At 64.1% G+C, this 26,876-nt stretch carries 27 protein-coding genes; 19 read left to right on the top strand and 8 right to left on the bottom strand.

Translation table 11 applies throughout. The features are described 5' to 3' along the window. Positions 1-95 precede the first annotated feature (95 nt). Positions 96-869, bottom strand: coding sequence for a creatininase (locus tag AB3G45_RS03420; RefSeq protein WP_367829235.1), 774 nt, complete (start codon positions 867-869; stop codon positions 96-98). A gap of 97 nt (positions 870-966) precedes the next feature. On the opposite strand from AB3G45_RS03420, the gene AB3G45_RS03415 reads away from it, so the two are divergent. The 10 genes from AB3G45_RS03415 (at position 967) to AB3G45_RS03370 (ending at position 11,791) form a co-directional block, all read left to right on the top strand. After that, entirely contained in the window at positions 967-1,881 is a 915-nt protein-coding gene (locus tag AB3G45_RS03415) for a LysR substrate-binding domain-containing protein (protein ID WP_367829234.1), read from the top strand. 91 nt (positions 1,882-1,972) lie between these two features. Next, positions 1,973-3,109, top strand: coding sequence for a spermidine/putrescine ABC transporter substrate-binding protein (locus AB3G45_RS03410; RefSeq protein ID WP_367829233.1), 1,137 nt, complete (start codon positions 1,973-1,975; stop codon positions 3,107-3,109). A gap of 128 nt (positions 3,110-3,237) precedes the next feature. Then, a complete protein-coding gene (locus AB3G45_RS03405; RefSeq protein ID WP_367829232.1) occupies positions 3,238-4,083 on the top strand; it encodes an ABC transporter permease in 846 nt (281 codons plus the stop codon). After that, positions 4,080-4,892, top strand: a complete 813-nt coding sequence (locus AB3G45_RS03400) for an ABC transporter permease (RefSeq protein ID WP_367829231.1) — start codon at positions 4,080-4,082, stop codon at positions 4,890-4,892. The genes AB3G45_RS03405 and AB3G45_RS03400 overlap by 4 nt, the downstream gene beginning before the upstream one ends. A 20-nt stretch (positions 4,893-4,912) precedes the next feature. Beyond that, positions 4,913-6,016, top strand: coding sequence for an ABC transporter ATP-binding protein (locus AB3G45_RS03395; RefSeq protein WP_367829230.1), 1,104 nt, complete (start codon positions 4,913-4,915; stop codon positions 6,014-6,016). Positions 6,017-6,066: 50 nt separating this feature from the next. After that, positions 6,067-7,146: a GlxA family transcriptional regulator gene (locus AB3G45_RS03390; protein ID WP_367829229.1), complete on the top strand. Its 1,080-nt coding sequence runs from the start codon at positions 6,067-6,069 to the stop codon at positions 7,144-7,146. A 385-nt stretch (positions 7,147-7,531) separates the two neighbouring features. Beyond that, entirely contained in the window at positions 7,532-8,575 is a 1,044-nt protein-coding gene (locus AB3G45_RS03385; RefSeq protein WP_367829228.1) for an ABC transporter substrate-binding protein, read from the top strand. A gap of 8 nt (positions 8,576-8,583) precedes the next feature. Continuing rightward, positions 8,584-9,723: an ABC transporter ATP-binding protein gene (locus tag AB3G45_RS03380; protein ID WP_367829227.1), complete on the top strand. Its 1,140-nt coding sequence runs from the start codon at positions 8,584-8,586 to the stop codon at positions 9,721-9,723. 2 nt (positions 9,724-9,725) lie between these two features. Beyond that, complete coding sequence (locus tag AB3G45_RS03375) at positions 9,726-10,973, top strand: ABC transporter permease (protein ID WP_367829226.1); 1,248 nt, start codon at positions 9,726-9,728, stop codon at positions 10,971-10,973. Positions 10,974-10,978: 5 nt separating this feature from the next. Then, the gene (locus tag AB3G45_RS03370; RefSeq protein ID WP_367829225.1) at positions 10,979-11,791 is read left to right on the top strand and encodes an ABC transporter permease; all 813 of its coding nucleotides are present in this window, start codon (positions 10,979-10,981) and stop codon (positions 11,789-11,791) included. On the opposite strand, the gene AB3G45_RS03365 is transcribed toward AB3G45_RS03370, so the two are convergent. The 5 genes from AB3G45_RS03365 to AB3G45_RS03345 form a co-directional block, all read right to left on the bottom strand. After that, entirely contained in the window at positions 11,792-12,667 is an 876-nt protein-coding gene (locus AB3G45_RS03365; RefSeq protein ID WP_367829224.1) for a LysR family transcriptional regulator, read from the bottom strand. It abuts the gene before it with no gap. Between the two features lie 71 nt (positions 12,668-12,738). Further along, complete coding sequence (locus AB3G45_RS03360) at positions 12,739-13,953, bottom strand: aminopeptidase P family protein (RefSeq protein WP_367829347.1); 1,215 nt, start codon at positions 13,951-13,953, stop codon at positions 12,739-12,741. A gap of 279 nt (positions 13,954-14,232) precedes the next feature. Next, a complete protein-coding gene (locus AB3G45_RS03355; protein ID WP_367829223.1) occupies positions 14,233-15,078 on the bottom strand; it encodes a universal stress protein in 846 nt (281 codons plus the stop codon). A 51-nt stretch (positions 15,079-15,129) separates the two neighbouring features. Next, positions 15,130-15,996: a universal stress protein gene (locus AB3G45_RS03350; RefSeq protein WP_367829222.1), complete on the bottom strand. Its 867-nt coding sequence runs from the start codon at positions 15,994-15,996 to the stop codon at positions 15,130-15,132. A 99-nt stretch (positions 15,997-16,095) separates the two neighbouring features. Next, entirely contained in the window at positions 16,096-17,172 is a 1,077-nt protein-coding gene (locus tag AB3G45_RS03345) for a cytochrome c3 family protein (RefSeq protein WP_367829221.1), read from the bottom strand. A gap of 209 nt (positions 17,173-17,381) precedes the next feature. Between AB3G45_RS03345 and AB3G45_RS03340 the strand changes: the two genes are divergently transcribed. Next, positions 17,382-18,641, top strand: coding sequence for a Na(+)-translocating NADH-quinone reductase subunit A (locus tag AB3G45_RS03340; protein ID WP_367829220.1), 1,260 nt, complete (start codon positions 17,382-17,384; stop codon positions 18,639-18,641). An 8-nt stretch (positions 18,642-18,649) separates the two neighbouring features. On the opposite strand, the gene AB3G45_RS03335 is transcribed toward AB3G45_RS03340, so the two are convergent. Next, the gene (locus AB3G45_RS03335) at positions 18,650-19,834 is read right to left on the bottom strand and encodes an IS110 family transposase (RefSeq protein WP_367829219.1); all 1,185 of its coding nucleotides are present in this window, start codon (positions 19,832-19,834) and stop codon (positions 18,650-18,652) included. Between the two features lie 284 nt (positions 19,835-20,118). Here AB3G45_RS03335 and AB3G45_RS03330 point away from each other — a divergent pair, with 284 nt between their 5' ends. From AB3G45_RS03330 to AB3G45_RS03295, 8 genes are read left to right on the top strand one after another with little or no spacing between them, the layout of a single operon-like run. Further along, positions 20,119-20,853: an RnfABCDGE type electron transport complex subunit D gene (locus tag AB3G45_RS03330; protein ID WP_367829218.1), complete on the top strand. Its 735-nt coding sequence runs from the start codon at positions 20,119-20,121 to the stop codon at positions 20,851-20,853. After that, a complete protein-coding gene (gene nqrC / locus AB3G45_RS03325) occupies positions 20,846-21,646 on the top strand; it encodes an NADH:ubiquinone reductase (Na(+)-transporting) subunit C (protein WP_367829217.1) in 801 nt (266 codons plus the stop codon). Before AB3G45_RS03330 ends, nqrC begins: the two co-directional genes overlap by 8 nt. Positions 21,647-21,649: 3 nt before the next feature. Next, entirely contained in the window at positions 21,650-22,312 is a 663-nt protein-coding gene (locus AB3G45_RS03320; protein ID WP_367829216.1) for an NADH:ubiquinone reductase (Na(+)-transporting) subunit D, read from the top strand. Then, positions 22,312-22,923: an NADH:ubiquinone reductase (Na(+)-transporting) subunit E gene (gene nqrE, locus AB3G45_RS03315; RefSeq protein WP_367829215.1), complete on the top strand. Its 612-nt coding sequence runs from the start codon at positions 22,312-22,314 to the stop codon at positions 22,921-22,923. Before AB3G45_RS03320 ends, nqrE begins: the two co-directional genes overlap by 1 nt. Continuing rightward, positions 22,920-24,140, top strand: coding sequence for an NADH:ubiquinone reductase (Na(+)-transporting) subunit F (nqrF, locus tag AB3G45_RS03310; RefSeq protein WP_367829214.1), 1,221 nt, complete (start codon positions 22,920-22,922; stop codon positions 24,138-24,140). The genes nqrE and nqrF overlap by 4 nt, the downstream gene beginning before the upstream one ends. Positions 24,141-24,144: 4 nt before the next feature. Next, the gene (locus AB3G45_RS03305) at positions 24,145-25,137 is read left to right on the top strand and encodes an FAD:protein FMN transferase (RefSeq protein WP_367829213.1); all 993 of its coding nucleotides are present in this window, start codon (positions 24,145-24,147) and stop codon (positions 25,135-25,137) included. A 10-nt stretch (positions 25,138-25,147) separates the two neighbouring features. Continuing rightward, a complete protein-coding gene (nqrM, locus tag AB3G45_RS03300; protein ID WP_367829212.1) occupies positions 25,148-25,315 on the top strand; it encodes a (Na+)-NQR maturation NqrM in 168 nt (55 codons plus the stop codon). Continuing rightward, complete coding sequence (locus AB3G45_RS03295; RefSeq protein WP_367829211.1) at positions 25,312-25,749, top strand: CBS domain-containing protein; 438 nt, start codon at positions 25,312-25,314, stop codon at positions 25,747-25,749. The genes nqrM and AB3G45_RS03295 overlap by 4 nt, the downstream gene beginning before the upstream one ends. Before the next feature lie 10 nt (positions 25,750-25,759). On the opposite strand, the gene AB3G45_RS03290 is transcribed toward AB3G45_RS03295, so the two are convergent. Beyond that, on the bottom strand, positions 25,760-26,872 hold the full coding sequence (locus AB3G45_RS03290; protein ID WP_367829210.1) for an ABC transporter permease: 1,113 nt from the start codon (positions 26,870-26,872) through the stop codon (positions 25,760-25,762). Positions 26,873-26,876: the final 4 nt, after the last annotated feature.

Genomic DNA, 26,876 nt, shown 5'->3' with positions numbered 1-26,876 from the left:
CGACGCCGCATCGTGAGAAAGCAAGAAGGGGACCGGCAGTTACCTCTGCCGGTCCCCTTCGTTTTCATCGCCGCCGGAGGCGGCGACCGTCGGCCTTAAAACTCTGATTTCAGGGCGGTGACGATGCCGTTCACGCAGACATCGAGAAGGATCCGACCCTTGTCTTCCGAAGCGTCCCTGGGTGAGGACAGCGTGCCGCTCGGCGGCGTCCATTCCGGCTTCGGTGGATAGACGTCGTAGGGCGGGAAGCTCGCCGGTGCATGGTCGATGGCCCGGTCGAGTTCGACGAGATGCGGATAGAGGGCGAGCATCAGCGATGTCTCCAGCACGCCACCGTGCTCCAGGTCCCAGCCCGTGAAGCCATCGGGGTAGAGCTTGGCGATCGTCGCCTTGTCGACGAAATCCCAGTAGGACAGCACGACGATCTTCATCGTGTCGATACCGCTCCATTTCAGCTCGCGCAGTGCGAGGTCGATGGCCTCGACGATGAACCAGGAATTCTCGAAATGGCCGTTGACCAGGCATAGCTTCCGGACGCCATGGCGGGCGAATTCCTTGATGACGTCGCGTAGCGCCGCAACCAGGGTGGCGCCGTCGAGGCTGGTCGTGCCGGGCAGGTGGTTGCCGCCGCCGGATTTCTGGTGGGACTTGTAGCCGTAGGTGAAAGGAGGTGCGACCAGTGCACCGATTTCACCTGCCACGCGCCGGGCGAATTCGACCGGCAGCAGGACGTCGACATGCATCGGCATGTGGTGGCCATGCTGTTCCATCGAGCCGATCGGAATGAGGATCGGGACGGAGCCATCCCGCACCTTGGCGTCATAATCGGGCCACGGCAGCTCGGCTGCAAACAGGGAATTGGCGGGCATGAAAATCTCCTCCTGACTGTTGGAGGTAAATAATTGCTACCGGCTCCAAAATATGAGAAATTTATAATCATCATCACTGCATGAGAAATCTAAATCCGTGCGAAACATCGTCAACTTCCAGACCGACCTGCTGCGGACCTTCGTCTCCGTGATCGATCTTGGCGCTTTCACCAAGGCGGGCGAAGCGCTTGGGCGCACGCAACCAGCCATTTCCCTGCAGGTCCGGCGACTTGAGGAGCTTGTCGGCGCTCCGCTCATCAAGCAGGTCGGCCGCACGCTGCTGCTCACCAGCGAGGGCGAGATGCTGTTGAGCTACGCCCGTGAAATCCTGCGGCTGAACGACGAGGCGGCCTCCTATTTCAACCGGGCGACGATTTCCGGTGTCATCCGCGTCGGGCTTCCCAATGATTATGCGGTGGCCTTCCTGCAAGGGGTGATTACGGAATACACCCGTCAGAACCCGGAGATTTCACTCGAGCTGCATTGCGGATGGAGCGCCGAAATCCTCGACCGGCTGCGCGCCGATGAACTCGATGTCGCGATTGCCATGGTCAATAGCGAGAGCACGCAATATCTCTCGCGGTCCTGGATCGAGCGGCCGGTCTGGGCGGCGGTGGAGGGTGCGAGGTTCGATCCGGTCGCGGGCATTCCGCTCGCCGCCCATCCCGAAGGCTGCGCCTACCGGTCGCGCATGATCCAGGCGCTCGATGCTGCGCATATCCGCTGGCGCGTCGCCTATACCGGTTCGGGCATCGCCGGGTTGCAGAACGCCGTTGTCAACGGTCTCGGCGTCAGCGCGCTGACCGGCTACACCATGCTGCCCGGCATGCGGGTTCTGGACAAGTCCGACGGATTTCCGCCGCTGGCAGAAATCCGGGTGGGGCTGTTCTACAAGCACCCGCGCCTGTCGGATGCGGGCATCCGTCTGGTCAATCACGTTATCGGTCGATTGGATGAGGCCGGCGTCTCCGGCGATCCGGCACGGGCCCGCGTGGAGCTCGACCGGCAATAAGCATGGCAAATGAGAAAATTATAAGAATTAATTTTGCAAATGCATGAGCGCTGCATACCCTCATCGCAATAACAAAGCGAAGGGGAATACAATGACCATCAAGGACATATCGACGGAGCGTCGTACCCGGCGCGAAATTCTGAAGAGTGCCGCCCTCGCCGGCGGCGGGGTTCTGGCAACGCCGTATCTGAGCCGCCTCGCCTTCGCCGCACCGGTCGAACTGACCATGCTGGCCTGGTACGGACATGCCGAACCGGACGTCGTCGCCGAATTCGAGGCGGAGAACAACGTCAAGTTCAAGCCGAAATACTATACCGGCGGCGACAACATGCTCGGGCTGATCGCCCAGTCGCCTCCCGGCACGTTCGACATCATTCTTTCCGATGCCGAATACGTCCAGCAGCTCAATGCTGCCGGCTACATCGAGGAACTCGACCCGAAGGACTATGCCTTCGACGACTATTTCCCTGAATTCCAGCAGTTCTCCGGTCACTGGCAGGACGGCAAGCTCTATTCGGTGCTCGCCCGTTTCGGCTTCCTGGGCGTTGCATACAACACGGAGGCGCTGACCGAGCAGGAGGCCTCGACCTATAACGTCTTTTGGGCCGAGAAGCTGAAAGGCAAGGTCGGACACTTCGACTGGCATCTGCCCAATCTCGGCCAGGTCAGCCTCCTGGAAGGCAACGCGTCTCCCTACGACATCGATGAGAGCGCTTGGGGCAAGTTGCAGGAGAAGATGATGACGCTGCGCCCACAGGTCGGCGGCTTTTTCGACTATGGCGGCACCTTCTCTTCGTTGCAGAACGGCCAGATGCTGGCGATGGCCGGGATCGGCGACTGGATTACCGGAACGCTGGAGCGGAGCGGCGCCAAGGTGCGCAGTGTCATCCCCGAGGAAGGCGGCCTGCAATGGACGGAATCCTTCTCCATCGGCAAGGGTTCGGCCAAGGCCGACCTCGCCAGGAAATGGATACAGTATTCCACCTCGGCCAAGGGCCAAGTGAAGTCGGCCAACATGGCGGCTTATCCGGCTCTCATCCCCAACCAGAAGGGCTGGGAATTGCTGGCAAAGGAAACGCCGGATGAAGCCAGGCGCCAGGGAATGCTGCTGAATGAAAGCAACGTCATGGACATGATCCGCAATGGGCGCATCAAGTACCGGCAGCTCCCCGTCCAGCAAAGCCTCGAGGACTGGAACGACTTCTGGTCCGAATACAAGAGCGCGTAGCCAGAGGCCGCTGGGTCTGCAATTTTGCCGATACTCGTCGGGGCGGGCATTAGTGCCCGCCCGTTCATTCCGGTTATCCTGCACGGCTGCCGGCCGGGCAGCCGCACTTTGAGCGTGGAGCCGATGCGATGCGCAAACCGATTACCCTGTATGGCTTGACCTTCTCGCTGCCGATGCTGGTCTGGCAGTTAATGTTCTTCCTGGCGCCGCTGGTGTTCCTGATCGCGCTCAGCTTCTGGACGGTCCGCAATTTCCGGATGGAGCCGGATTTCGATACCGTCAACTGGGTGAGAATGCTCGGGCGCGGCGTCTTCTGGGATGCCTACCTGCGCACATGCGCGCTCGCCGCGGCCTCCGCCGTCATCACCAGTGCTCTTGCCTTTCCCTGCGCCTATGCGATTGCCTTCAAGCTTTCGGACTTGGTGCGGCGCTGGGCGATCTTCCTGATGATCATTCCCTTCTTCACCAGCTACCTCGTGCGCGTCTATTCCTGGCAGATATTCCTCTCCGACAACGGCATCATCAACGCGCTGTTCGCGACGGTCGGGTTCGGACCGTTCGGAATGCTCAACTCGATCTTCGGAATGATGGTCGGCTACCTGACGCTGAGCTTCCCGCTGGTCGTGCTCTTGCAGCTTTTCAGCCTGATCTTCGTCGACAGGACGTTGATCGAGGCGGCGCACAACCTCGGCTGTGGCCGGCTGCGCACAGTCTTCGAGGTCATCGTGCCGTCCGCCCGCGTTGGCCTCGTCATCGCCGCCCTGTTCTGCTTCATCCTGACCTTCGGCGATTTCGTGAGCCCCCTCTATCTCGGTGGCGGTGACCCGCCCACGCTGTCCATCCTGATAACGGACACGACGAAGTCGGGCCAGCAGTGGCCGCGGGCGGCCGTGATTGCGCTCACCATGATCGCGACGCTGCTGGCGGTCGCCTTCGCCTCGGTCACTTATGCCTACAGGGAGCGCGGACGATGAACGACTTCAACCGCAACCGGCTGATCGACTGGTCGCTGAAACTCTATCTCGTGCTGGCCTTCGCCTTCATCTTCGCCCCGATCGGCGCAAGCTTCGTCTTCTCGTTCACTGTCGACCGGTTCCCCTCGCTGCCACTCGGCGCCTTCTCGACCGTCTGGTACGAAACGGTAGCCGCCGATCCGCTAGTCTGGGAGGGCTTGCGCAACACGCTGGTCGCGGGCGTCACGGTGTCTTTTCTCGCCACGGCCATCGGCTTCGGGGCCGCCTATACCGACTTCCGCTACAAGTTCTTCGGAAAACCCCTCTATGTCGCGCTGGCGCTGCTGCCGCCCACCATTCCGGTGGTCATCCTCGGCCTCGCAATGCTTGCCTTCCTGTCGAACATCAGCCTCTCCGGCGCCATCCATTCGGTCATCATCGCCCATGTGGTGATGTGCGCGCCCTTCGCCATGGCAATTGTGCGGCTGCGGCTGTCCCAGATGGACGAATCGCTGGAAGCCGCCGCGTGGAACCTCGGCGCGTCGGAGTGGATGGCGATGCGCTACGTCATCATCCCATTCTGCAAACCGGCGATCTTTGCCGCACTGTTCATCACCATGGCGGTGTCCTTCGACGAGTTTGCCGTCGCCTGGTTCGTCTCCGGCCTCAACGAGACGCTGCCGGTCAAGGTGCTCGGCTTCCTCCAAGGCCAGGTAAGTCCCCGCATCAACGTTATCGGCACGTTCGTCTTCATCGTCTCCATGACGCTGGTCATCCTCGCCCAGGTCCTTCTCATGAAACGCAGCGGCGCGACCAAGGCGACCGCGTAAATCGCTGGAGTACAGGTATCATGACCGATAGGCCTCTTGTCGTCTTCGATGGCGTCGTCAAACGGTTCGGCACATTCGTCGGGGTCGATAAAATCGATCTCGAAATTCGCAAGGGCGAGTTCCTCGCCATCATGGGGTCCAGCGGGTCCGGCAAGACGACGACGCTACGCATGCTGGCTGGACTCGAGGCCCCGACCGAAGGTGAAATCCGCCTTGCCGGAAAACGCATCAACGACCTGCCGACATGGCGGCGCGACACACCGATGGTGTGGCAGAGCCTCGCCCTGTTCCCCTTCCTGACGGTGCGCGAGAATATCGAGTTCAGCCTGCGCATGCGGGGCGTGGAGAAGGCCGCGCGCCGCAAGCGTGTCGACACCTGGCTGGAGCGCATGCAGATCGGCGAGTTCGCCGAGCGCAACGTCGCGCATCTCTCGGGTGGCCAGCGCCAGCGCGTCGCGCTCGCCCGTTCACTGGTGACGGAGCCGGAGATCCTCTTGCTGGACGAGCCGCTATCGGCGCTCGATGCCCATCTCAAGGTACGCATGCAGACGGTGCTGTCCAACCTGCAGCGCGAACTCGGAATCACCTTCGTCTATGTGACGCACAGCCAGTCCGAGGCATTCTCGATGGCCGATCGCGTCGTGATCATGAGCCGCGGGCGAATTGAGCAGATCGGCAACCCGCAGGAAATCTACCGGGCGCCGCGCACCCGCTTCGTCGCCGAGTTCCTCGGCTCGTCCAACATATTCGCCGGCAGCGTGACGGGCGTCGACGGCGCGTCGGTGACGATCGCGACGCCCGCCGGGGAATTCGTCGCCGCATCCAATGCGGCCAGGCCGGTCAGCAAGGGCGACAGGGCGACCTTCGTGGTGTCTGACGACCGGGTGCATCTCAGCAACGAGCCGCCGGCCGCGGGCCATAATGGCGTGCAAGTCTCGGTGGTGGGCGAAGAATTCGTCGGCGCCACGGCGGTTGTCCATCTGGAGAATGCAGCAGGCGCGCTGGAGCTGAAGGCGCAGAAGAGCCACGACGAACTGGAAAAGCTCGATCTTACGCCGGGCGCCATGGTGTGGCTCTCCTGGCGGCCTGAAGCCGGGCATATCCTGCCCGGAGAACAAGGCTGATCCGGATCGGGACGGAAAATGGCGTGCATCGCGCGCGGAAAGAGTTAGGGATGTTCGAACGCAACAGTGGAACCGTCACCGCCAATCGAGGCGAGCCGCCGGAAAAGCGCGGCGCAAAGACATCTCGACGCGTTGCGCTCAAGGTCGGGTTCGTGCTTGCCCGGCATTTCACGCTAAGCGCCTTCGCGCTGTTCGTCGATACGCTGCGGCTTGCAAGCGACGTCGATGATCGTTCGGGCCGGGTGCTCTGCGATTGGGAGGTCGTCGGCGCGACACCGCACATGATCAAGTCGAGCAGCGGCATTCAGGTGTCGCCGACCGCGAGGCTCGGCGATCCGGAGCGCTTCGACTACATCGCCGTCGTCGGCGGGCTTCTCGATGTCGAGGAGCCGCTTGATCGCCAAACCGTAGCCTTCCTGCATGAGGCGTCACGAAAAAAGGTCAAGATCCTCGGCGTCTGCACCGGCAGTTTCATCCTTGCCAACTCCGGTCTTCTGCGTAACAGACAGGCCTGTGTCAGCTGGTTGCACCATTCCGAGTTCAGGGCTCGTTTTCCGGAAGTCCGACTAACCTCACAGCGGCTTTTCATTGAGGATGGCGGCATCATCACCTGCGCCGGCGGTAGCGTGGTTGCTGACCTCGCGGCCCTTCTGGTGCGAAGGCATGTGGGGGAGAGTGCGGAAAAAAACGCCCTTGAAATCCTTCAATTGGAACGCAGGCGAGAAGGCAGCGAAGTGCAAAGCCGCGCACCGATCTCGCTTCCGGTCCATTTCGATGAACGTATCAAGGCCGCGCTGCTGTGTATGGAGCAGAATATCGACGAGAAGGTCGGCATCGAAGCGATCGCGGAGAATGTCGGCCTGTCGCGCCGCCAGCTTGAGCGCGTCTTCCACGCCAAGACCGGCATCTCCCCCGCCGTGGCTTATGAGAAAGTCCGGATGAACAAGGCGATGCTTCTGGTGGAGCGTACGTCGAAGCCGCTGATCGAGATTGCGCTCGACATCGGCTTTGAAAACAGCTCGCACTTCTGCAGGCGGTTTCGCGCGAACTTCGGCATGACGCCAACCGCACTGCGCATGAAGGCGCGACGGTCCAGGGCCTCCCACGATCGACGGGAATGCAGCCCATAGCCTGGCCCAGCGGGAACAGGCGCTGACGGCGCTCATCGCGCGCCTGTCGATCGAACACGCTACCGCCGCGAGCAGCGCCGCGGAGCGCAGATGCAGAAGGCAGAAGATGCATGTGTAACGGTGATCGCCGTATACAAGTCGATGTACGACTGTGTGTAGTCGTTACCGCCTTGATGGGAATCGGACCGACCAATCGCGCCTTTCAACGAAATCTACACGAAGGTGCGTCTCGTACGATAGCCGCACCACAATAAGCGCCGTTCATGTCCACATGAAACCTACTTATTTGCTGTGCAGCATGGTGCGGCATAGGTTTTCCTCCTAGCCCGCGAACAAGACGGGCAGCGCGACGGGTACACGAATCTGTCTCCAGAGAGGAATTTCCATGTTCAGCAAACGCATGTTTCTGGCAGCGACGACGCTCGCCTACGGCCTGGCTCTCGGTGCGGCAACCGCCGCCGAGCCGCTTTCCGTCATGAGCTTCGGCGGTGCCTATCAGGACGCCCAGCGCAAGGCCGTCTTCACTGCCTATGCGCAAGAAACAGGCCGCCCGGTTTCCGAGCAGGAATACGGCGGTGAGATCGCCAAGATCAAGGCGATGATCGACAGCGGCAACACCACGATCGATGTTGTCGATGTCGATGCCCCCACGCTGCTTCAGGGCTGCGACGAGGGCATTTTCGAGCAGATCGCCTGGGACAAGGTCGGCCCGAAATCGGAATGGCTGGCCGGCACCACGTCGGATTGCGGCGTCGGCACGATCGTCTATGCGACGATCCTCTCCTATGACGAGGAGAAGCTTGCGAAAAAGCCGACGAAGCTTGCCGACCTCTTCGACCTCGCCAGCTTCCCCGGCAAACGTGGCCTCTGGAAGAACCCAGCGACCAATCTCGAATTCGCGCTGCTCGCCGACGGCGTGGCAGCCGAGGCCGTCTACGAGACGCTTTCGACACCGCAAGGCGTCGACCGCGCCTTCGCCAAGCTCGACACGATCAAGAGCGAGATCGTCTGGTGGGAGGCGGGCGCGCAGGCGCCGCAGTTGCTCGCCTCCGGCGAAGTGACGATGACGACGGCCTGGAACGGCCGCATCTTCAACGCCAACAAGGAAGGCCGCAATTTCGGCATCGTCTGGGACAACCAGATCCTCGACTCGAACTACTGGGTCATTCCCAAGGGTGCCAGGGACATCGAAGGCTCGCTCGACTTCATCCGCTTCGCCGTCGAACCCAAGGTGCTCGCCGGCATCGCGAAATACATTCCCTACGGCCCGGTCCGCACGACGGCAGCGGCCGAAGTGGCGCCGGAAGACGCCCGGAACCTGCCCACCAGTACCGACAACCTGACGACCTCCCTCACCCTCGACAACGCCTTCTGGGCGGATCACGGCGACGAGATCAGAAAGCGCTTCACCACCTGGCTTTCCAACTGAGGGGCGGCATGATGAACACGATGACGCTGGAAAGGAGGCGGCTCGGCGACGAGCCGCCGATCCGCACCGCTGCCGGGACCATGGTTGTCTTCGAAGGCGTGCAAAAGACCTATGACGGGCGCACGCTCGTCGTCGAGGACCTGAACCTTGCCGTGCGGCGCGGCGAATTCCTGACCATGCTCGGCCCCTCCGGCTCCGGCAAGACGACGACGCTGATGATGCTCGGCGGTTTCGAGCAACCGACGAACGGCCGCATCCTGCTCGAAGGTCAGGCCGTCGAACGCCTGCCGCCGGAGCGGCGCGACATCGGCTTCGTCTTCCAGAACTACGCCCTCTTCCCGCACATGACGGTCAGCGAGAATGTCGGCTTTCCGCTGCGCTATCGCGGCGTGAAGGGGGCGGCGGCCGGCCGGCGCATCGAGGAGGCGCTTGCCATGGTCAAGCTCGGCGGTCTCGGCGAGCGCCGCCCGGCACAGCTTTCCGGCGGCCAGCAGCAGCGCGTGGCGCTTGCCCGGGCCATGGTGTTCAACCCCAAGCTTATTCTCATGGACGAGCCGCTCGGCGCGCTCGACAAGCAGTTGCGCGAGCACATGCAGATCGAGATCAAGCAGATCCAGCAGCGGCTCGGCATCACCATGGTCTATGTGACGCACGACCAGTCGGAAGCGCTCACCATGTCCGACCGCATCGCCGTGTTCCACGAGGGCCGCATCCAGCAGCTCTCCGATCCGGTGACGCTCTACGACCAGCCGGAAAACCGCTTCGTCGCGGGTTTCATCGGCGACAACAACACGCTCGCCTGCGAATTCATCGGCACCGAGAACGGGTTTGGCGTCGTGCGCATGAAGGACGGCACCCGGCTCCTGACGACGGGGCCGGCGGGCCAGTCGAATACCAGCCTCACGGTCTCGCTGCGCCCGGAGCGGCTCGGCCTTGATACCGGCAACAGGCAGGGTGCGGAAAACCGTCTCCAGGCCCGCGTCGTCGAAACGACCTTTCTGGGCGACCGGATACGGCTCACGCTCGAGGCCTTCGGCGGCGAATATGTCGTGGCCTCCGTGCCGGCAGCTGAAGGGGCCTCGATTGTGCCGGGCAGCAGCATCGACATGGTCTGTTTTGCGGCCGATTGCAGAACGTTGACGAGGTAACCATGGCGCAAACGATGTCCCTCACCACGCTGTCGTCGCGCGCCAAGCTCGGGGCCGCGCTGCGGCGGGCCGAACGGCCGAATCGCCTCCGGGCACTGGCGCTGGCGCTGCCGGCACTCCTCTTCCTGCTCGTCACCTTCGGCGCGCCGATCGGCGTCTTCCTCACCACGGCCGTCAGCAACCCGGAGGTCAGCGAAATCCTGCCCGAGACCGTGCGCGCGCTCGACGGATGGGATGGGCAATCGGTGCCTTCCGAAGAGGCCTTCGCAGCGCTCGTCGCGGATCTCGGCCGCGCGAAGGAAAACAACACGGCCGCAACGCTCGGCAAGCGGCTGAACTACGAGAGCGCCGGCATGCGCAGCCGTGTCATGTCGGTCGCGCGCAACCTCGGCAGCCTCAAGCCGGGGCCGCTGGCGCCGCAATTTGCTACCCTCGACCCCGCATGGGCGGATCCGGCCCTGTGGGCCATCATCAAACGCAACGCCGCGACCGTTACGCCCTATTACCTGCTGACGGCCGTCGACCTCGGGCAGGACGCCACCGGCAGCATCGTCGGGGTGGCGGGGAACCAGGCGGTGTTCCTCGACATTCTCGGGCGGACGCTCTGGATCGCCGGCCTCGTGACCGTCGCAACGCTGCTGCTCGGCTTTCCGACAGCTTATGTGATTTCGCTGGCGCCGGGGCGCGTCGCCGCCTTCATGCTGCTGCTAGTGCTTCTGCCTCTGTGGACCTCGCTTCTGGTGCGCACCACCGCCTGGGTCGTGCTGTTGCAGACGGACGGGGTCATCAACCAGATCCTGCTCGCGCTCAACCTCACGACCGAGAAGCTGCAGCTCATGCTGACCCGGTTCGGCACCGTGACGGCGATGACCCACATCCAGCTTCCGTTCACGATCCTGCCGATCCTGAGCGTCATGAAGTCCATCCCGGAGGGGCAGATGCGGGCGGCGCGTTCGCTCGGCGCCCCGCCGCTATCGGCCTTCTGGCGGGTCTATGCGCCGCAGACGCTGCCGGGGGTGGCGGCCGGTTGTCTCATGACCTTCATCCTGTCGCTTGGCTACTACATCACGCCGGCACTCGTTGGCGGGCCGCGTGATCAGATGCTGTCGAATTTCATTGCCACCTACATCAACCGCGACCTGAACTGGGGCATGGCCGCAGCGCTTGCCTGCGTGCTCCTCGTCATGACGCTTTCCATCTACCTCGTGTTCCTGCGCCTCGTCGGAGCGGAACGCATCAAGCTCGGATAGACCCCATGTTGTGGCTTCCCGCCTATGCGACCCGGAGCGAACGGTTTTGCCGCCTTCTCGTCGTCACCTTCGCCGTCGCCGTGCTCGTCTTCCTGATCGGGCCGCTCTTCGTCGTCTTCCCGCTGTCGGTGTCGAAGGACCCGTTCTTCACCTTCCCGATCAAGGACTATTCGCTGCGATGGTATCTCGATTTCTTCGAGAACAGCCGCTGGACGCAAAGCCTTTTGAACAGCGTCGTTGCCGCCACCTTCAGCACCGCGATCGCGACCCTGCTCGGCACGCTCGCAGCCCTTGGCATCAGCCGGCCGGGCTTCCCCTTCCGCAAGGCCGTCATGGCGTTGATGATCTCGCCGATGATCATGCCCGTCGTCATCGTCGCCGTCGGTGCCTACATGTTCTTCGGCGCGCTCGGACTCACCAACACGCGCACCGGCCTTGTGCTGGCGCATGCCGCCCTCGCCATCCCCTTCGTCGTCGTCACCGTGCTCTCGGCGCTCTCGACCTATGACAGCAACCTCACGCGGGCGGGCACCAGCCTGGGTGCTGGACCGGTCAACGTGTTCTTCGCCGTCACCCTGCCGCTCATCCTGCCCGGCATCGTCTCAGGCGCGCTTCTCGCCTTCGCCGTCTCCTTCGACGAGGTGATCGTGGCACTCTTCCTGACCGGCGCCGACCAGCGCACCCTGCCGGTGCAGATGTTCTCCGGCATCCGCGACCAGATCAACCCGACGATCATGGCGGCGGCGAGCCTGCTGACAACCGCCTCCATCTCGCTCTTCATATTGCTTAACCTGATCCGCCGGATGCGGAAGGCCTGATCAGGCCTCCCGGTTGCCGGCGAGAAACGCGTCGGCAAAATGCGCCGCAAAACTTTCGGCGACAGGCGAGCGCTTGCGATCCGAACTCAGATAGATGCCGACGACGACATCGGCGAGCCGCGGCAGGCCGATTGTGTCGTCGAGCGTCGCAAGCTTCCCCGGCACGATGCGGCGGGCGAGAACCGTGTTGCCGAAGCCGGACCCGACCGCGGCTTCCAGGCCGGCAAGGCTGGGGCTCGTATAGACGAGATCATAGCCGCGCCCATCCCGCTGCAAGGCGGTCAGCATGGCGCGGCGGTACAGGCAGCCCTCCGGGTAGCAGACGATGCGCAGGTTGGCATTGACGTCGGTAACCACCGACGTCGTCGTTTCGCCGACCCAGGTCAGCGGTTCCTTCCACGTCATGAAGGCACCCTCCGCCGGGCCGTCCGGCGTCATCGCCACGACGATGTCGTAGAGCCCGTTGCGCAGGCCCTGTAGCAGAACATGCGAGAGGTCGCAGACGACCTCGAAGCGGAAGTCGTGGCCGCTGCGGGCGAGTTGCGGCATAAGCTTCGGCAGGAAATGATCGGCATAGTCGTTGGGGATGCCGAGGCGGATTTTGCCGTGCTGGTCGCGCTTGGAGAGCCTCAGCACCATTTCGTCGTTAAGCGTCAGTATCTGGCGCGCATAGCTTGCGACGAGCTCGCCCGCCTCGGTCGGCTGGGCGCCGGCATCCTTGGCGAAGAGCGGCACGTTGAGCAGCTCCTGCAACTTCTTCATCTGAAAGCTGATGGCCGGCTGCGTGCGGCCGAGCTGCTCGGCGGCGCGCGTGTGGCTGCGCAGGTCGATGACCGCGAGGAAGGTGCGCAGGAGATCGGTTGGGATGTTTCTCACGACGGCGGCACCCACGTCAAAAAAGGAAACGGGCCGTACGGACGGCCCGTTCCAAGGTACCCGCGGACGGGTCAGGCGGGGAGGATATTATGCTCTGGGCCGAAGGGGAAGCCCGTGATGTTCTCGCTGCCGCTTTCCGTCATCACGAGGATGTCGTGCTCGCGGTAGCCGCCGGCGCCCGGCATGCCGTCCGGAATGGTCAGCATCGGCTCCATGGACACCACCATGCCCGGCTGAAGCACCGTGTTGATGTCCTCGCGCAACTCGACGCCCGCCTCGCGGCCGTAATAGTGCGACAGCACGCCGAAGGAGTGGCCGTAGCCAAAGGAGCGATAACCAAGAAGACCCTGGCTGCGGTAGATCTCGTTCAACTCCGTTGCGACGTCGCCGCAGCGCGCGCCGGGCTTCAGGAGTTCGAGACCACGGCGGTGGACGGCGCAATTGACCTCCCAGATGCGCAGGTGCTCGTCGCTGGCATGGTCGAGGAAGAGCGTGCGTTCCAGCGCCGTATAGTAGCCGGCAATCATCGGAAAGCAGTTAAGCGAGAGGATGTCGCCCTTCTGCACCCGGCGCGAGGTTACCGGATTGTGGGCGCCGTCGGTGTTGATGCCGGACTGGAACCAGACCCAGGTGTCCATCAGCTCGGCATGAGGGAAGCGCCCGGCAATGTGGCGGACCATTGCCTGCGTGCCGGCCAGCGCCACCTCGTATTCCGGCACGCCTTCGCGGATGGCGGCCGCCACCGCGGCACCGCCGATATCGGCCGTTGCGGCACCCTCCTTGATGAGCGCTATTTCCTCTGCGGACTTGATCGTCCTCAGCCACATTGTCGGCGAGCCGATATCGACGAATTCAACGGCCGGGAACGCCTCTTCGAGCAGGCGGCGGAGATCCAAGGTTACCTGGTCGAACTCGATGCCGAGGCGCGTTGTACCCGGAAGCAGCGTTTGCAGCGCGTGGAAGAAATTGTCGCGCTGCCAATCGGTGTACGTGATGTTGTCGCCGAAGGTGCGGCGATAGGGCTGGCCCGCATCGATGCCGGCGGTGACCGACGTCGCCTTTCCCGGCGTGATGACGAAGGCATAGCGGCGGCCGAAGGAGCAATAGAGGAAATCGGAGAAATAGCAGATGTTGTGGTAGGAGGTCAGGATCGCCGCGTCGAGCTTCAGCTCCTCCAGGATGCCGCGCATCGCGTTCTGCCGCCGCTCCATCTCACCCGCGGAGAACGTTGGCCGGTCCTTTTCGCCGTTGTGCATCTCCTGTAACCGCAGAAGCTGGTTCGGCATCCCTCTCGCAAACATGTTCATTCGAAAACTCCTTCTCCCGCGGCCAACCGCGCCGTTTTGACGAGGCCCAAGGTAGAAATCTTCGCTGCCGGTGGAAAATTAGAAGTTTCAATGAGGGCATAAGAGAGAGCGGACTGTTCGCTCCTTCTACGGTTTCGTCCGGGCGGATCTCCTCCAACTGGTCATCGTCGTGTTCCTGGAACAGGATATATTCATCGTCCGTCTCAGATTCGAGGAAATCTTCCTATGAACGACGCAATCATGAGAATGCGTGCTGGGTTACCGTGAAAGAAGGATCGGGATCTCGGAACTAGAAAGCAGCGTCTTTGTCGCGCTTCCGAAGACAAATTCGCTGACCTTCGGCTGACCGTAGGCGCCCATGACGATAAGCTCGGCGCCGATCTCCCTTGCACGGTCCATCATAAGCCGGCCGGCATCCCTTCCTTCGATGCGATCGAGTGTGACGGACACGCCACTGCGGGCGAGGTGAAGGGAGATGTCCGCACCTGGATCCTGCCCGAGCAGACGGATGATCTTCGGCTCCGGCACGACCACCAGATGCACGGCCTTGGCGCGGGATAGGAAGGGCATTGCATCGGCGATCGCGCGTGCTGCTTCGCGGCTGGCATTCCAGCCGACGACGATTTTCTCCGGCAACCTGTGGGTCTGCCAACCGGCAGGAAGAAGGACTGTCGGGCGACCGGAGGCGAAGATCACGTCCTGCGAAAGATCCAGAACGCCGGTTCTGCGCTCAAAATGCCGGCCGACGCCGAGGACCGAAAGGGATGTGTGACGGGCATGCAGCATCAGCGACTCGCCGAGTTCGCCTTCGCAGATCCTCAGTTCGCAGGTAATCTCGAACTCTTCGTTCGTCCGGGCGATGAGGTCGCGCAGGGTTTCCTCGCTTTTCACTTTCCATTCGTTGCGCGCGTCGAGAAAGCTGCGGATTGCCGCTCCACGGACATAGCCGGCATAGAGATCGAGCGCGATATCCTGAGGACAATAGGCGACCACAAGGTGCGCGCTCCACAATTTCGCGAAGGTTGCGGCATAGGACAGCCTCTCGGAATGCTGCTCGCTGTCCATCGCGTCGAGATACACAGTCAGATCTTTTGGTTCAAACACTTCCGGCTTCCTCCGTTTTCTTTAGTGATATTGTCGCGCCGAATTCGCGTACTACGATTTTTTCCGGATGCTAGGTGCCACGAGGATGTCGCAAGGGGCCTCGTCGAGGATGGCGGACACGACACTGCCCACCAGCAGGTGGGCTATGCCCGATTTTCCATGGGTTCCCGTCACGATAAGATCGACGCCGTGCGCTGCTGCATGGTTCGCGATGAGACGGCCGACATCGCCTTCCAGCACAACAATCTCGATTTGGTCGGGGATTCCTGCTTCCTCGAGAAAGTCTTGGGCTTTCCGGATAGCCAGCCGCGCACATTCCCGGCTGTAGGCTTCCGGCTCTTCGGTCAACGGGCGATAAGGCGCATCATAGGCATGAAAGAGCGACAGTTGATCGACTTCGAACAATTCGAGCGCCAGGTCGAGCGCTGATCCGGACGCTGGTGAGAAGTCGGTTGCAACCGTCACCTGTCGATAGCTGGTCCGCGCGCGTTGCTTGACCACGAGGACAGGGGCCGAAGCGTGCCGAGTGACCTTGGTTACTGTGCTCCCAAGAAGGGACTGCCCCATGGGGGCGTTTCCGGCAATTCCGGTCACGACGAAATCGCAGCCGAGTTGCTTTGCGGCCTCCAGGATCACATCGCCGGGATGACCGCTCTTCACCAGCAGATCGATGCGGATTCCATCGGCATCGGCAAGGTCGTCTCTCAGGATGCGCATGGCTCTCTGCTGCGCGCCCGCGAGGGCCGGCCGCGATGGCTGATCATTCTGCACGTTGAGTTCGTCCAGAACATGGAGAACGGTCAGGCGCGCATGCCAAGCACGAGCAAGAGCAATAGCGCGATCGATCGCGCGGTCGCTGCGGGCGCTGAGGTCTGTGGCCAGAAGGAGATGGCTCGGGCTCCGTTTTAGTGCTGACATTGAGCTCTCCTTTGATCGTGCATGGCAATGTCGCGCTGGGCGATAAGCGTGAGAGGGCCGGCGACAGAGGCGCCTGTCCTACGTGCGGCGGCGCCGTGACTATCGGACCAATCCGAGAGCGCTGAAATCGACAGCGAGCGGGCTGGCGAGATCATCCATCGAATCGTAGAGCAACTCCAGTGCGTAGTGGGGATTGTGCACGTGGATACCCTTGTCGGAACCGACGAACTTCCAGTTGTAGGCAGCTTTCAAAAGGCGCGGCGTCCAAGCGGCATACGGCACCGGTTTGCCATCGGCGTGGTCCGCGACGCCGTCGCCGTTGGCATCCGAGAAAAAGTAGGGGTGGCGGCTGCCATCGTAGAGCAGCGGCGTGCCTGCCACCTTGGCCGCATAGTCCTCTAGCATGCTCATCAGTTGGCGGGCGTTTTGTGTGATGTCCTGGCGGATGCCCTTTTTCAGGTCACCGCTGCCATCGAAGCTCACGCGCGAAATGCGGATATCGGCCGCATTGCCGGACGTATGGCAGGTCAGGCAGGTCTGCTCCGCCACCTGAAGACTGTGCGGATCGTGGCACGAGACGCAGGTCTCCACCGGTCTGGCGTGTAGAAAGCGGCCGGAATAGGTTTTGCCAGCGTAATGATAGCCGCTGCCGCCGTAGCCGCCGAGCATGGCAGCCGCGGCCGTGGCATAGTGCGGGTTGATGAAGGTGAGGGCAGGATCGGGCATGTCATCGGGTTTGCCTTCGGCGGCCCTGCCGACGACGATACCGGCCGATCGTCCCTGATGACAGGTCATGCATGACACTTCGCCGCCGGTGACCGGATGGCTGATGCCGCTGGGAAAGGCGAGCTTGGTGATTGCTGCTAGGCCCGTGTTGTGACAGGTCTCGCAATCGACCACGCCGCCGACCGGCACGGGATGGGCCGGAAGGCCGGGCTCGCTGCCGTCGAGCCCATGGAACGAGCGGAACCCGGCACCGGAATGGCACACGGAACAAACCGGAGGGATGCCGCCGGCCTCGTTCCAGTAGGAAAACGACACCGACCCTGCATCCGAATGGCCCGAGCGCGCCCATGCAGCGATGTACTCGCTTTGCGGGATCGCAATCCGTTCCGGTACGAACGGCCCCGATTTGGGCATGATGAAGATCGGGGTGCCGGCCGCATTGTCGTTCACCGACTGCGCCTGTACCGTTGCCGTATATTGGACAAACGCACCCACGACGGGCGAGAGCGAACACAATACGGCAGTTGGTATCAGGAATCGGCGCATCGTACCTTACAACTTGCTGGGGATGTGCGGCCTCGTCAGTCTGAGGCTGCCAACCTATACGCGTTCGAACAACGTTGCTGCCTTGATCGAAGTCAAGGACGGAGGACGAAACATTGGATTTCGTTGCATCCAGACCAATGAATCAGAAGGCGGGCGTAACCATAGAGACCCAGATCACGGATCAGTGTGCGCTTTTCGCGCAGCTCGAGGACGATTTCCGCGTGGAGGTCGTCGTCGCCCGCGGCGACAGGGTGCCGCAGGGCGCGCCCGTCTTGCGCTCGCGCAAGCATCCCGAACTGACCCTCGTTGCCCCCGTCTCCGGCGAGGTCGCCGCCATCGATCTCGGACCCGGCCGGCGGCTCTCCCGGATGCTGTTCTTCCATGCGTCGGACGCCGGGCGTCACAAGCACGACGTTACGGCCGCCTCGGGCGGCGATGACGCGGCGGCAACGCGGGCGTTGCTCCTTGCCGCCGGCCTGTGGCCGTCGTTCCGCTCCCGCCCCTTCGGCCGCATTCCCGCGCCGGGCGAGACGCCGTCCGCTATCTTCGTGATGGCGCTCGACACCCGGCCAGACGCGCCCCCGCCGCGGCTTGCCCTCGACGGGCGCGAGGAAGAGCTCGCGGTCGGGCTGCGGTCGCTCGCAGGGCTGACGGCGGGGCCGATCGTCTTCTGTCAGGATCGCGGCCCCGACATCGGCGGCACGGCCGGCCTCGGCGCGCGATACCGCATCAGAAAGGTGGCGCCGGTCCATCCGCACGGGCTTGCCGGATTCCAGCTTGCCGCATGCCACCCGGTCGAGCCGGGCCGTATCGTCTGGGATATCCATGCCGAGGATGTGGCTGCCATCGGCGCGCTGCTTCTCACCGGACTGGTTGCCGAGACCAGGCTGGTTTCGGTTGCGGGGACGGCCTTGCGGGAGCAGCGGCTGGTCCGTTGCCAGCCGGGAGCGGATCTGCGCGCGCTGAGCTACGACATCATCAGGCCCGGACCCCATCGCCTGCTCTCGGGCTCGATGCTCGACGGCACCGAAAGCCGCTGGCTCGGCCGGTGGCATCGGCAGGTGACGGGCATCGCGGAGGCGTCGCGCGATAACCGCCCGCACTGGTTCTCGGCCGCGTTGCGCGGCGCACGGCGTCCGCTGCCGATCATCCCCACCGCCGCGCTCGAGCAGGCTTTCGGCGGCGTGCTGCCGGCAGCAGCGCTCGTGCGCGCCATCGCGTCCAACGACGTCGAGACCGCCACGCGGCTCGGCGCGCTGTCCCTCACCGAGGAAGATGTGGCGCTCGCCGACTACGTGACCGGCGCCGCACCGCGCCTGTCGGCGATGCTGCGCGGCATGCTCGACCGTATCGCGGCGGAGGAGGCAGCCTAATGGTTTCGTCAAGCTGCATTTTTGAAGTTAGCGGTGAATGGGTTTCTTGTTTGGAGGATTGCCCATACGACGTTTACGCGTCGTCTCGCGAGGGCGATGACGGCTTGATTGTGACGTTTCCCCTCGGCGCGTTTTCGGTCGTAAAAGGCTCGGCTTTCCGGATCTGCGAGCGCGTTGAAGGCGGACTGGAAGAAGACGCGCTTGAGGTTCTTGTTACCGCCTGTGGAGCGTCGGATGGCTCTGGATTTGCCGGACTGACGCAGGACGGGCGTGAGACCGGCTGCGGCGGCCAACGCATCGGCCGATTGGAAGCGGTGGCCAGAACCGACACAAGCGATGAAGTCTGCCGTCAGCACGGCCCCCATCCCCGGCAGGCTGCGGATGAGGGCCGCATCAGGGTGGCTTTCGAGAAGGGTTTCGAGATCGGCGTCGATGCGGTCGCGCTGGGCCCGGGCAGCCAGAGCTTCGGCGGCGAGATCCTTGACCAGCCTGGCTCGGGTTTGCGCGCCGGGCACGTCGATGGCTTGAGCCTTGGCCAGAGCAACGACATCCTGGGACATGGTCTGGGCATCCCGCATGCGGGGATAGACCTTCGTCAGCGAGCGGACGAGATGATGAGGCTTGGCGCTGCGCAGCTCGTGCGGAGCGGCGAACAAGCTCAGGAAGACGAGGCCGGCCTTGGTCTTCACGTCGATGCGCCTTTCCAGCGCCGGAAAGAGCGAGGACAACAGATCGCGCAGGCGCGCAAGGCGTCGGGTCTGATCGACGACGACTTCGCGGCGCCGGCCGACGAGCAGGCGGATGTCTACATCGATCTCGGTCTCAGTCTCGACCGGCCGCAGATCGGCGCGGGTTCGTGCGAGATCGGCGATTGTCGCGGCATCGCGAGGATCGGACTTGTTCTCACCGCCGCGCATACCCTGCCGCGCACGGTTGACCGCAAGGCCAGGCGTGTGAACGATACGCATGCTGTCTTCGGCCAGCATCGCGCAGAGCAGCGTGGCACAACCGCCCAGCAAGTCGAGGGCGACGGTTATGCTTTCGGCTTCCAGCGCCGACAGTTCGCCGATCAGTGCTGCGATCCCTTCCGGATCGTTTCTGACGGCATGGCTGAAGATGGGCTTTGCGTCCGCGCTGATCACGCAGGCCCAATGAATGTCCTTGGCGGCATCGATGCCGACGTAGAAGTGCATGGCTTCCTCCCTGAAGTGTCCTCCTTTAAGCGGCAACCTTCCCACGTCCTCGCCCTACACAGCGATGATCCGCAGAGCCTAATCAGCGGTCGGGTCAGGTGTGGAGACCGGGCGGATCTGCCTCCCGAACCATGGAGGGCGGCCAGCATGATAGCCATACCCGGTCTCCTGCCTTCCAACATACTCGGCCTTAAAAGCCGTGCCGGAAAGGCAGATGTTGAAACGCACTTCATTGGTAGGGCGGCGTGACGCGCGGCCTATGGGATCGGGAGACGGTTGCGCTGATGCTGCTTGCGGCAGCCATGCCGCTCGTCGTCACCTGGCTGCTTGCGACCGGCACGGCCGGGCTCATGCGCCTCATCTTCGTGCTCGTCGCGGCGGGGCTCTGGCATCTCGCGTTCATGCTGGCACGCGCCCAGCCGCCTTCGTTCTCGGGGGCCCTCACGGCGCTGGCGATCGCGGTGCTGGCGCCGCTCGATCTCGGCCTTGTCCCGATGCTGCTCGGCATCAGTTTCGGGGTCGTCGCGGGCGAGCTCGCCTTCGGCGGCTGGGGCCGCAACGTGGTCAATCCGGCAACGGTCGCCGTCACCTTTCTCGGCTTCGGCTTTCCGGCGGCACCCTGGCCGGACCTGCCGGTGCAGCTTAGCTGGTCGGTCGCGGCCGTCGTCGTGATCGGCGTCGTCACGGGCGTGATGTCGGGGCGTATCGTCGCCGCGGCCGCGGTCGTGCTGGCGGCCGGTTTCTGGGGCCTCGCGCTCGAAACGCCGGTTGTGACGGCGGCGGCGGTGACGCTCGTCCTTCTGGTCTGCGATCCGGTGGCCAGCGCCGGCACGGCGCTCGGGCGCTGGCTCTACGGGCTGCTCTACGGCGCGCTGGTGCTCCTGCTCACCCTCGGCTGGGGGGGCGTGGCGCCGGTCCAGGCCACGGTCTCTGCCGCGCTGCTCGCTTCGCTTGCCGCGCCGCTTCTCGATGAAATCGCCATAAGCCTTTGGCTCGCGCGGAGGAAACGCCTTGGCTGACCTTAATCCTCTTTCCCTCTGGCGCCGCTTCCTGACGCTGCCGAACGAAAGCCGGGCGAAGACGCTGGCCGTCGCCTTCCTCGTCTCAGTCGTGTGCGCGGTGCTGGTCACCGCCGCCACCGTCGTGCTGAGGCCGATCCAGGCGCAGAACCGCGCTGCCGAGCAGCAGGCGCGCCTGGAGGCGCTGATCGCGGCTGTTCCGGGCATCTCGGACCTTATCGAGCAATCGGGCGGCGACGCACTCTCGACCGTCGTCATCAATCTCGATGCCGGCACTGCTGCAAAGGAGGTCACGTCCGAGACGCTTCAGGCCGCGCTCGCCGATCCCGCCAACTGGACGACACTGTCGGCAGCCGAGGACATTGCCGGCATCGGCAGCCGACCGGACTATGCGCAGATCTATCTGCTGCGCGACGGCGACGCGGTTTCGCTCGCCATCCTGCCGGTGGTCGGGACGGGCTACAACGGGCGCATCCAGGCGCTCATCGCGCTTCGGGGCGACATGCGCACGCTCGCCGGCGTCGCCGTTACCGAGCAGGCCGAGACGCCGGGCCTCGGCGCGCGTATCGCCGAACCGCTCTGGCAGCAGAGCTTCGCCGGCAAGCGGATCTTCGACGACACCGGCGCCGTCCGCTTCGCGGTCGCGCGCGGGCAGACGAACAGCGACCATGAGGTGGACGGCATCACCGGGGCGACGCGCACCGGCAACGCGATCACCCAGATGGTGCAGTTCTGGGCCGGCCCGAAGGGCTATGGCCCTCTCATGACGGCGATCCGCCGCGGGGAGTTCTAGCCGATGGCGGCAACCGAAGGCCTCTGGAACACGCTGACCGCGCCGCTGATCCGGCAGAACCCGGTGACGCAGCAGATTCTTGGCATCTGCTCCGCGCTCGCCGTCACCACCTCGCTTGACACCGCGCTCACCATGTCGATCTCGCTGACGGTCGTCGTGGTCCTTGCCGCCGGCATCATCAGCGTGATCCGCCGGCACATTCCCGCCTCGATCCGCCTGATCGTGCAGATCATCATCATCGCCTCGATGGTGATCGTCATAGATCAGGTGCTCGGAGCCTGGTTCTTCGAGCTGAGCCAGCGCCTGTCGGTCTTTGTCAGCCTGATCGCGACGAACTGCATCGTACTCGGCCGGACTGAATCCTTTTCGCGCAGCAACCCGCCTCTGCCCTCGATGGTCGATGCGCTCGGCAGCGGGCTTGGCTATTCGCTCGTGCTGGTGGCGATCGGCAGCTGCCGTGAGCTGTTCGGCAGCGGAACGCTGCTCGGCCTTCAGGTCTTCCCGCTTGCCGAGCAGGGCGGCTGGTTCACGCCGCTCTCCCTGATGCTGCTGGCGCCCAGCGCCTTCTTCCTGCTCGGCGGGCTGGTGTGGGCGATCCGCAGCCTCTGGCCGGAGCAGGCCGAGGCCCCGGAGTTCCCGGCCCATGACCTTGGGGAGGAACGCTGATGGCCGATCTCGGCGCGCTCTTCCTCAAGGCCGTGTTCGTCGAGAACATGCCGCTCACCTATTTCCTCGGCCTCTGTACCTTCCTCGCCCTGTCGCGACGGACGGAAGTCGCCTTCGGCCTCGGCGTGGCGGTCGTCGCCGTCATGGGGGTGACGGTGCCCGTCAACCAGCTCATCTACACGGCGATGCTGGCGCCCGGCGCCTGGGCTTGGCTCGGTATGCCGGATCTCGACCTTTCCTATCTCTCGCTGCTCACCTTCATTGGCGTGGTCGCCGCGAGCGTCCAACTGCTCGAGATGGTGCTCGAGCGCCACCTGCCGCGCGTGCAGGCGTCCTTTGGCGCCTTCCTGCCGCTCCTCACCATCCACTGCGCTATCCTCGGCGGCGGCCTCTTCATGGTCGAGCGGCGCTACGACCTGGCGGAGGCGGCGGTCTACGGCGTGGGCAGCGGGGCGGGCTTCGCGCTCGCCGTCGTCATGCTCGGCGCGATCCGCACGCGTCTCGCCTATGCCGACCTTCCCGCAGGCCTTCGCGGTCTCGGCATCACCTTCGTGCTGGCGGGCATGATGTCGCTCGGCTTCTCCTCCTTCGCGCAGATGGCGGCGCCATGACGGAGATCGCGCTCGGTTCCATCTTCATAACGCTCCTCGTCGTCGGCCTCACGCTGGCGCTGATCACCGCGCGCAACCGGCTGCTGCCGCAAGGCACCGTCGGCGTCACCGTGAACGGCGGGAAGCGCATCGACGCGGCCCGGGGCGACCAGCTTCTCTCGGTGCTGCACGAGGCCGGGATCGGCATTCCCGCCGCCTGCGGCGGCAGCGGTACCTGCGGCCTGTGCCGAGTGACCGTCGAGGGGGAAGGTGCCGGCGAACTGCAGGCGACCGAGCGCGGTATCCTCTCGCCCGCCGAGCGCCGCCAGCATGTCCGCCTCGCCTGCCAGGCGCGGTTGCGCGGCCCGGTCGAGGTGACGGTGGCGGCGGAGGTGCTGGCGGCGGAATCCTTCCCCTGCCGGGTCCTTTCCAACCGCATGCTGGCGCCGCTGATCCGCGAGCTGGTGCTGGAGCTTCCGCAAGGCCGCGACTTCCCGTTCCGCGCCGGCGGCTTCGCGCAGCTCACCGCCCCCGCCTACAGCCTCGATTTCGCATCGCTCGACATCGACCCCGCCCATGCGCGCGCATGGGAGATCGCCGGCTGGCCGGCGCTGAAATCCATGTCGGCCGGACCGGTGGTGCGTGCCTACTCCATCGCGAGCCGGCCGGAGGATGCCGGGCGCATCGTCTTTAACATCCGGCTTGCCGTGCCGCCCGCCGGCCACGAGCATAACATCCCGCCCGGCATCGTCTCGTCCTACCTGTTCTCGCTGAAGCCGGGCGATACGGTCGAGGCCGGTGGCCCCTTCGGCGAGTTCCACGTGCAGCCGACCGAGCGGGAAATGGTCTTCATCGGCGGCGGTGTCGGAATGGCCCCGCTCAGGGCCATGATCCACGAACAGATCGGGCTCGGCACCAAGCGCCGTATGTCCTACTTCTACGGTGCACGCACGGCGGCCGACCTGTTCTACGTGGAGGAGTTCCGGGAGATCGCGGAGAAACATCGAAACTTCACATGGACGCCAGCGCTTTCCGATCCCGCGCCGGGCGACCGGTGGACGGGCGCCACCGGCTTCATCCACGAGACGGTTCGCGCCGCGCTCGCCGCGCATCCCGCACCCGACGAATGCGAATACTATCTCTGCGGTCCGCCCGTCATGATCTCCGCCGTGCTCGCCATGCTCGATCGGCTGGGCGTCGAGCCGCATTCCATCCATAACGACGACTTCGGAGGCTGATCCCATGCATGTCAAATCGGAGCCGCTCGGCCGGCGCAGGTTCCTCGCCCTTGGCGGCGCAGCACTTCTCCTCGGAACGGCGCCGGCCCAGGCCCGCGAAGCCGCACCGGTGAAGGTGCTTTCCGGCGCCGCGTTCGCCACGGGGTGGCGCGTCGCGCTCCGGGACGATGCCAACATATCTGGCTTGCAGGCGCGGTTGGCCAATACGCTTCATACCATCGATCTCGCCTTCTCGCCCTGGCGCAGCGACAGCATGATCGGCCGCTTCAACCGGAGCCACGCCGACGAGGCGGTGGTGTCCGACGCGGTCGTCGGCGTTGCCCGCTCGGCATTGGGCATCGCCGAGGCGAGCGGCGGACGTTTCGATCCGACCGTCGGGCCGATGGTCGCGCGCTGGGGGTTCGGCCCGATCGAGAAGGGCGAAACGCTTCCCGACGGCTGGCGGAAGATCCGGGCCGGAAACGGCCATGTGGCGCGGACGGCGCGTGGCCTCACGCTTGACTTCTGCGGCATCGCGAAGGGATACGCGCTCGACAGGATGGCGGCGGACCTGCTCGACGCCGGCCATGAGGATTTCCTCGTCGATCTCGGCGGCGAGCTGGCCGCGCGCGGGCGGCATCCTTCGGGCCGCGCCTGGCATGTCGGCATAGAGAACCCGCTGCCGGACGCAGAAGGCCTGAACGGCGTGTTGCAGCTTGACGGCATGGCCGTGGCAACGTCCGGCGACCGCAGGAACGGATACGATGTCGGAGGCCGCCGCTACAGCCACATCATCGACCCTTCGACCCTTGAACCCGTCGCGGGCGCCCCCGCCTCTGTCTCCGTCCTCATGCCGGCCGCGCTCGACGCCGACGGCTGGGCAACCGCGCTGATGGCCGCAGGTAGCGCGGGACCGGACCTTGCCCGGGCCAGGGATATCGCCGCACTTTTCCTGTTCCGCCACCGTGACGCGCTCAGAAGCGTCGCGACAGGCGCATTCACCCGATATCTCGTCTAAGGGAAGCCTGATGGAAGCGCTCTTCGCAATCGTCATCGTCTGCCTTTCCACGGGAGGGCTTGCCGTCGGCCTTCTGCTGGGTCGCAAGCCGCTCGCCAGAAGCTGCGACGGGCTCGCCTGTATCGGAGGCACGCGCTGCGACGGCTGCCCGTATGATCCGTGTGAGGAAAAACGATGAACCACAACACCGTCGTCGCGCATATCATGCAGGCCGACTTCCCGCGGCTTTTGCCGACCATGCCGATCCGCGAGGCGGTCGCCACGCTGGCGCGCCGCCTGGTGCCCGCCGCGCCGGTGATCGACGACAGGGCCGGCCTCGTCGGCATCCTCACGGAAAAGGACTGCTTCCGCCCGATGCTCAATGCGAGCTACTACCAGCAGTGGAGCGGCAGCGTTGCCGACTACATGAGCCGTGAGGTGCAAACCCTGCCGCACGACCTCGATTTCGTCTCGGCGGCCGAGGCGTTCCTCGCCCGCTCGCATCGCGTCTACCCGGTCATGCGCGACAGCGAGGTCGTCGGCCTGCTCAACCGCTCCGACCTGCTGGTGGCTATCCTGTCGATGTCCGAACACGTGTCGGCCATGCCGCGATCCGGCAGGCCCGATAGGTGAGTGTCGTCGTCTACCGCAGGAACCGGCGGAAGCGCTGAAGCGCGAACCAGAACAGCATCGAGCCGATCGCCAGCAGGGCCAGCAGTTGCGGCCAGATGATCGCGAAGCCCGCGCCGCGGAAGAGGATCGCCTGGGACAGGATCACGAAATGCGTGTTCGGGGCCGCCAGCATAATGGTCTGGATGATCTCCGGCATGGATTCGCGCGGGGTCATCGCGCCGGACAGAACCTGCAGGGGAAGCAGGACGAGCATCAGCAGAAGCCCGAACTGCGGCATCGTTCCGGCCATCGTGGCAAGGAAGATGCCGAGCGATGTCGTCGCAAAGAGCATCAGCGCCGTCGCCATCATGAACAGAGCGACTGAACCATGGACAGGCACGCCGAGTATCATCTGCACCACGACCGTGAGCGCGAAACCGGAGGCAAGGAGAACCACCAGCCCCATCGACCAGATCTTGGAGATCATGATTTCAGAGGCGGTCACGGGCATGACGAGCAAGTGCTCGACCGTGCCATGCTCCTTCTCCCGGATCAGGGCGGCGCCCGTGAGCACGATCGAAAGCATGGTGATGATCTGGGTCACCTCGGTCAAGGCCCCGAACCACCCGGAATCGAGATCGGGATTGTATCTTGCCCGAAGCGCCAGTTCCGCCTGGGGGCGGCTTTGCGAGCGGTACCCCTCGATATATTCGGACACCTCGCTGTTGACGATCTGCTGCACGTAACCGGTGCCCGTGAAGGCCTGCGTCATGCGGGTGGCATCGACATTGAGCTGGATCGCCGGCGACCGGCCCGCCAGCACGTCGTGCTCGAAATCAGGCGGAATATTCAGAGCGAATGTATCTAGGCCCTCGTCCATGCGCCGATCCATCTCGGTGAGCGAGATCATCTTCGGCGCGACGAAGTAGGGCGGATAAAATGCCGATACTATCCGGGTCGACAACGTCGACTGATCCTCGTCGACAATGGCGATTGCGGCATTCGAAAGCGAATCCGGCATCGCTTTCGAGCTCGTATAGATCGACACCGAGAACGAATAGACGATCAGCGTCAGGAGAATGGGATCGCGCAGCAGGCCGCGCAACTCCTTTATGCCAAGATTGAAAACGGTCTTCAGGTTCATTGCG

The organism is Shinella sp. S4-D37 (genome assembly GCF_040812195.1).
Classification (GTDB): Bacteria; Pseudomonadota; Alphaproteobacteria; order Rhizobiales; family Rhizobiaceae; genus Shinella.
Note: the sequence above shows the minus strand (reverse complement) of the source record. Positions and strands in the feature narration are given on the sequence as shown.

What these genes read in the sequence shown, in the direction of transcription:
- AB3G45_RS03305 (WP_367829213.1), top strand. Translation starts at nt 24,145, where the DNA reads ATGCATGTCAAATCGGAGCCGCTCGGCCGGCGCAGGTTCCTCGCCCTT.
- AB3G45_RS03405 (WP_367829232.1), top strand. Translation starts at nt 3,238, where the DNA reads ATGCGCAAACCGATTACCCTGTATGGCTTGACCTTCTCGCTGCCGATG.
- AB3G45_RS03320 (WP_367829216.1), top strand. Translation starts at nt 21,650, where the DNA reads ATGGCGGCAACCGAAGGCCTCTGGAACACGCTGACCGCGCCGCTGATC.
- AB3G45_RS03390 (WP_367829229.1), top strand. Translation starts at nt 6,067, where the DNA reads ATGTTCGAACGCAACAGTGGAACCGTCACCGCCAATCGAGGCGAGCCG.
- nqrE (WP_367829215.1), top strand. Translation starts at nt 22,312, where the DNA reads ATGGCCGATCTCGGCGCGCTCTTCCTCAAGGCCGTGTTCGTCGAGAAC.
- AB3G45_RS03380 (WP_367829227.1), top strand. Translation starts at nt 8,584, where the DNA reads ATGATGAACACGATGACGCTGGAAAGGAGGCGGCTCGGCGACGAGCCG.
- nqrF (WP_367829214.1), top strand. Translation starts at nt 22,920, where the DNA reads ATGACGGAGATCGCGCTCGGTTCCATCTTCATAACGCTCCTCGTCGTC.
- AB3G45_RS03350 (WP_367829222.1), bottom strand. Translation starts at nt 15,996, where the DNA reads ATGTCAGCACTAAAACGGAGCCCGAGCCATCTCCTTCTGGCCACAGAC.
- AB3G45_RS03400 (WP_367829231.1), top strand. Translation starts at nt 4,080, where the DNA reads ATGAACGACTTCAACCGCAACCGGCTGATCGACTGGTCGCTGAAACTC.
- AB3G45_RS03330 (WP_367829218.1), top strand. Translation starts at nt 20,119, where the DNA reads ATGCTGCTTGCGGCAGCCATGCCGCTCGTCGTCACCTGGCTGCTTGCG.
- AB3G45_RS03335 (WP_367829219.1), bottom strand. Translation starts at nt 19,834, where the DNA reads ATGCACTTCTACGTCGGCATCGATGCCGCCAAGGACATTCATTGGGCC.
- AB3G45_RS03295 (WP_367829211.1), top strand. Translation starts at nt 25,312, where the DNA reads ATGAACCACAACACCGTCGTCGCGCATATCATGCAGGCCGACTTCCCG.
- AB3G45_RS03385 (WP_367829228.1), top strand. Translation starts at nt 7,532, where the DNA reads ATGTTCAGCAAACGCATGTTTCTGGCAGCGACGACGCTCGCCTACGGC.
- AB3G45_RS03370 (WP_367829225.1), top strand. Translation starts at nt 10,979, where the DNA reads ATGTTGTGGCTTCCCGCCTATGCGACCCGGAGCGAACGGTTTTGCCGC.
- AB3G45_RS03360 (WP_367829347.1), bottom strand. Translation starts at nt 13,953, where the DNA reads ATGCCGAACCAGCTTCTGCGGTTACAGGAGATGCACAACGGCGAAAAG.
- AB3G45_RS03410 (WP_367829233.1), top strand. Translation starts at nt 1,973, where the DNA reads ATGACCATCAAGGACATATCGACGGAGCGTCGTACCCGGCGCGAAATT.
- nqrM (WP_367829212.1), top strand. Translation starts at nt 25,148, where the DNA reads ATGGAAGCGCTCTTCGCAATCGTCATCGTCTGCCTTTCCACGGGAGGG.
- AB3G45_RS03375 (WP_367829226.1), top strand. Translation starts at nt 9,726, where the DNA reads ATGGCGCAAACGATGTCCCTCACCACGCTGTCGTCGCGCGCCAAGCTC.
- AB3G45_RS03395 (WP_367829230.1), top strand. Translation starts at nt 4,913, where the DNA reads ATGACCGATAGGCCTCTTGTCGTCTTCGATGGCGTCGTCAAACGGTTC.
- AB3G45_RS03290 (WP_367829210.1), bottom strand. Translation starts at nt 26,872, where the DNA reads ATGAACCTGAAGACCGTTTTCAATCTTGGCATAAAGGAGTTGCGCGGC.
- AB3G45_RS03420 (WP_367829235.1), bottom strand. Translation starts at nt 869, where the DNA reads ATGCCCGCCAATTCCCTGTTTGCAGCCGAGCTGCCGTGGCCCGATTAT.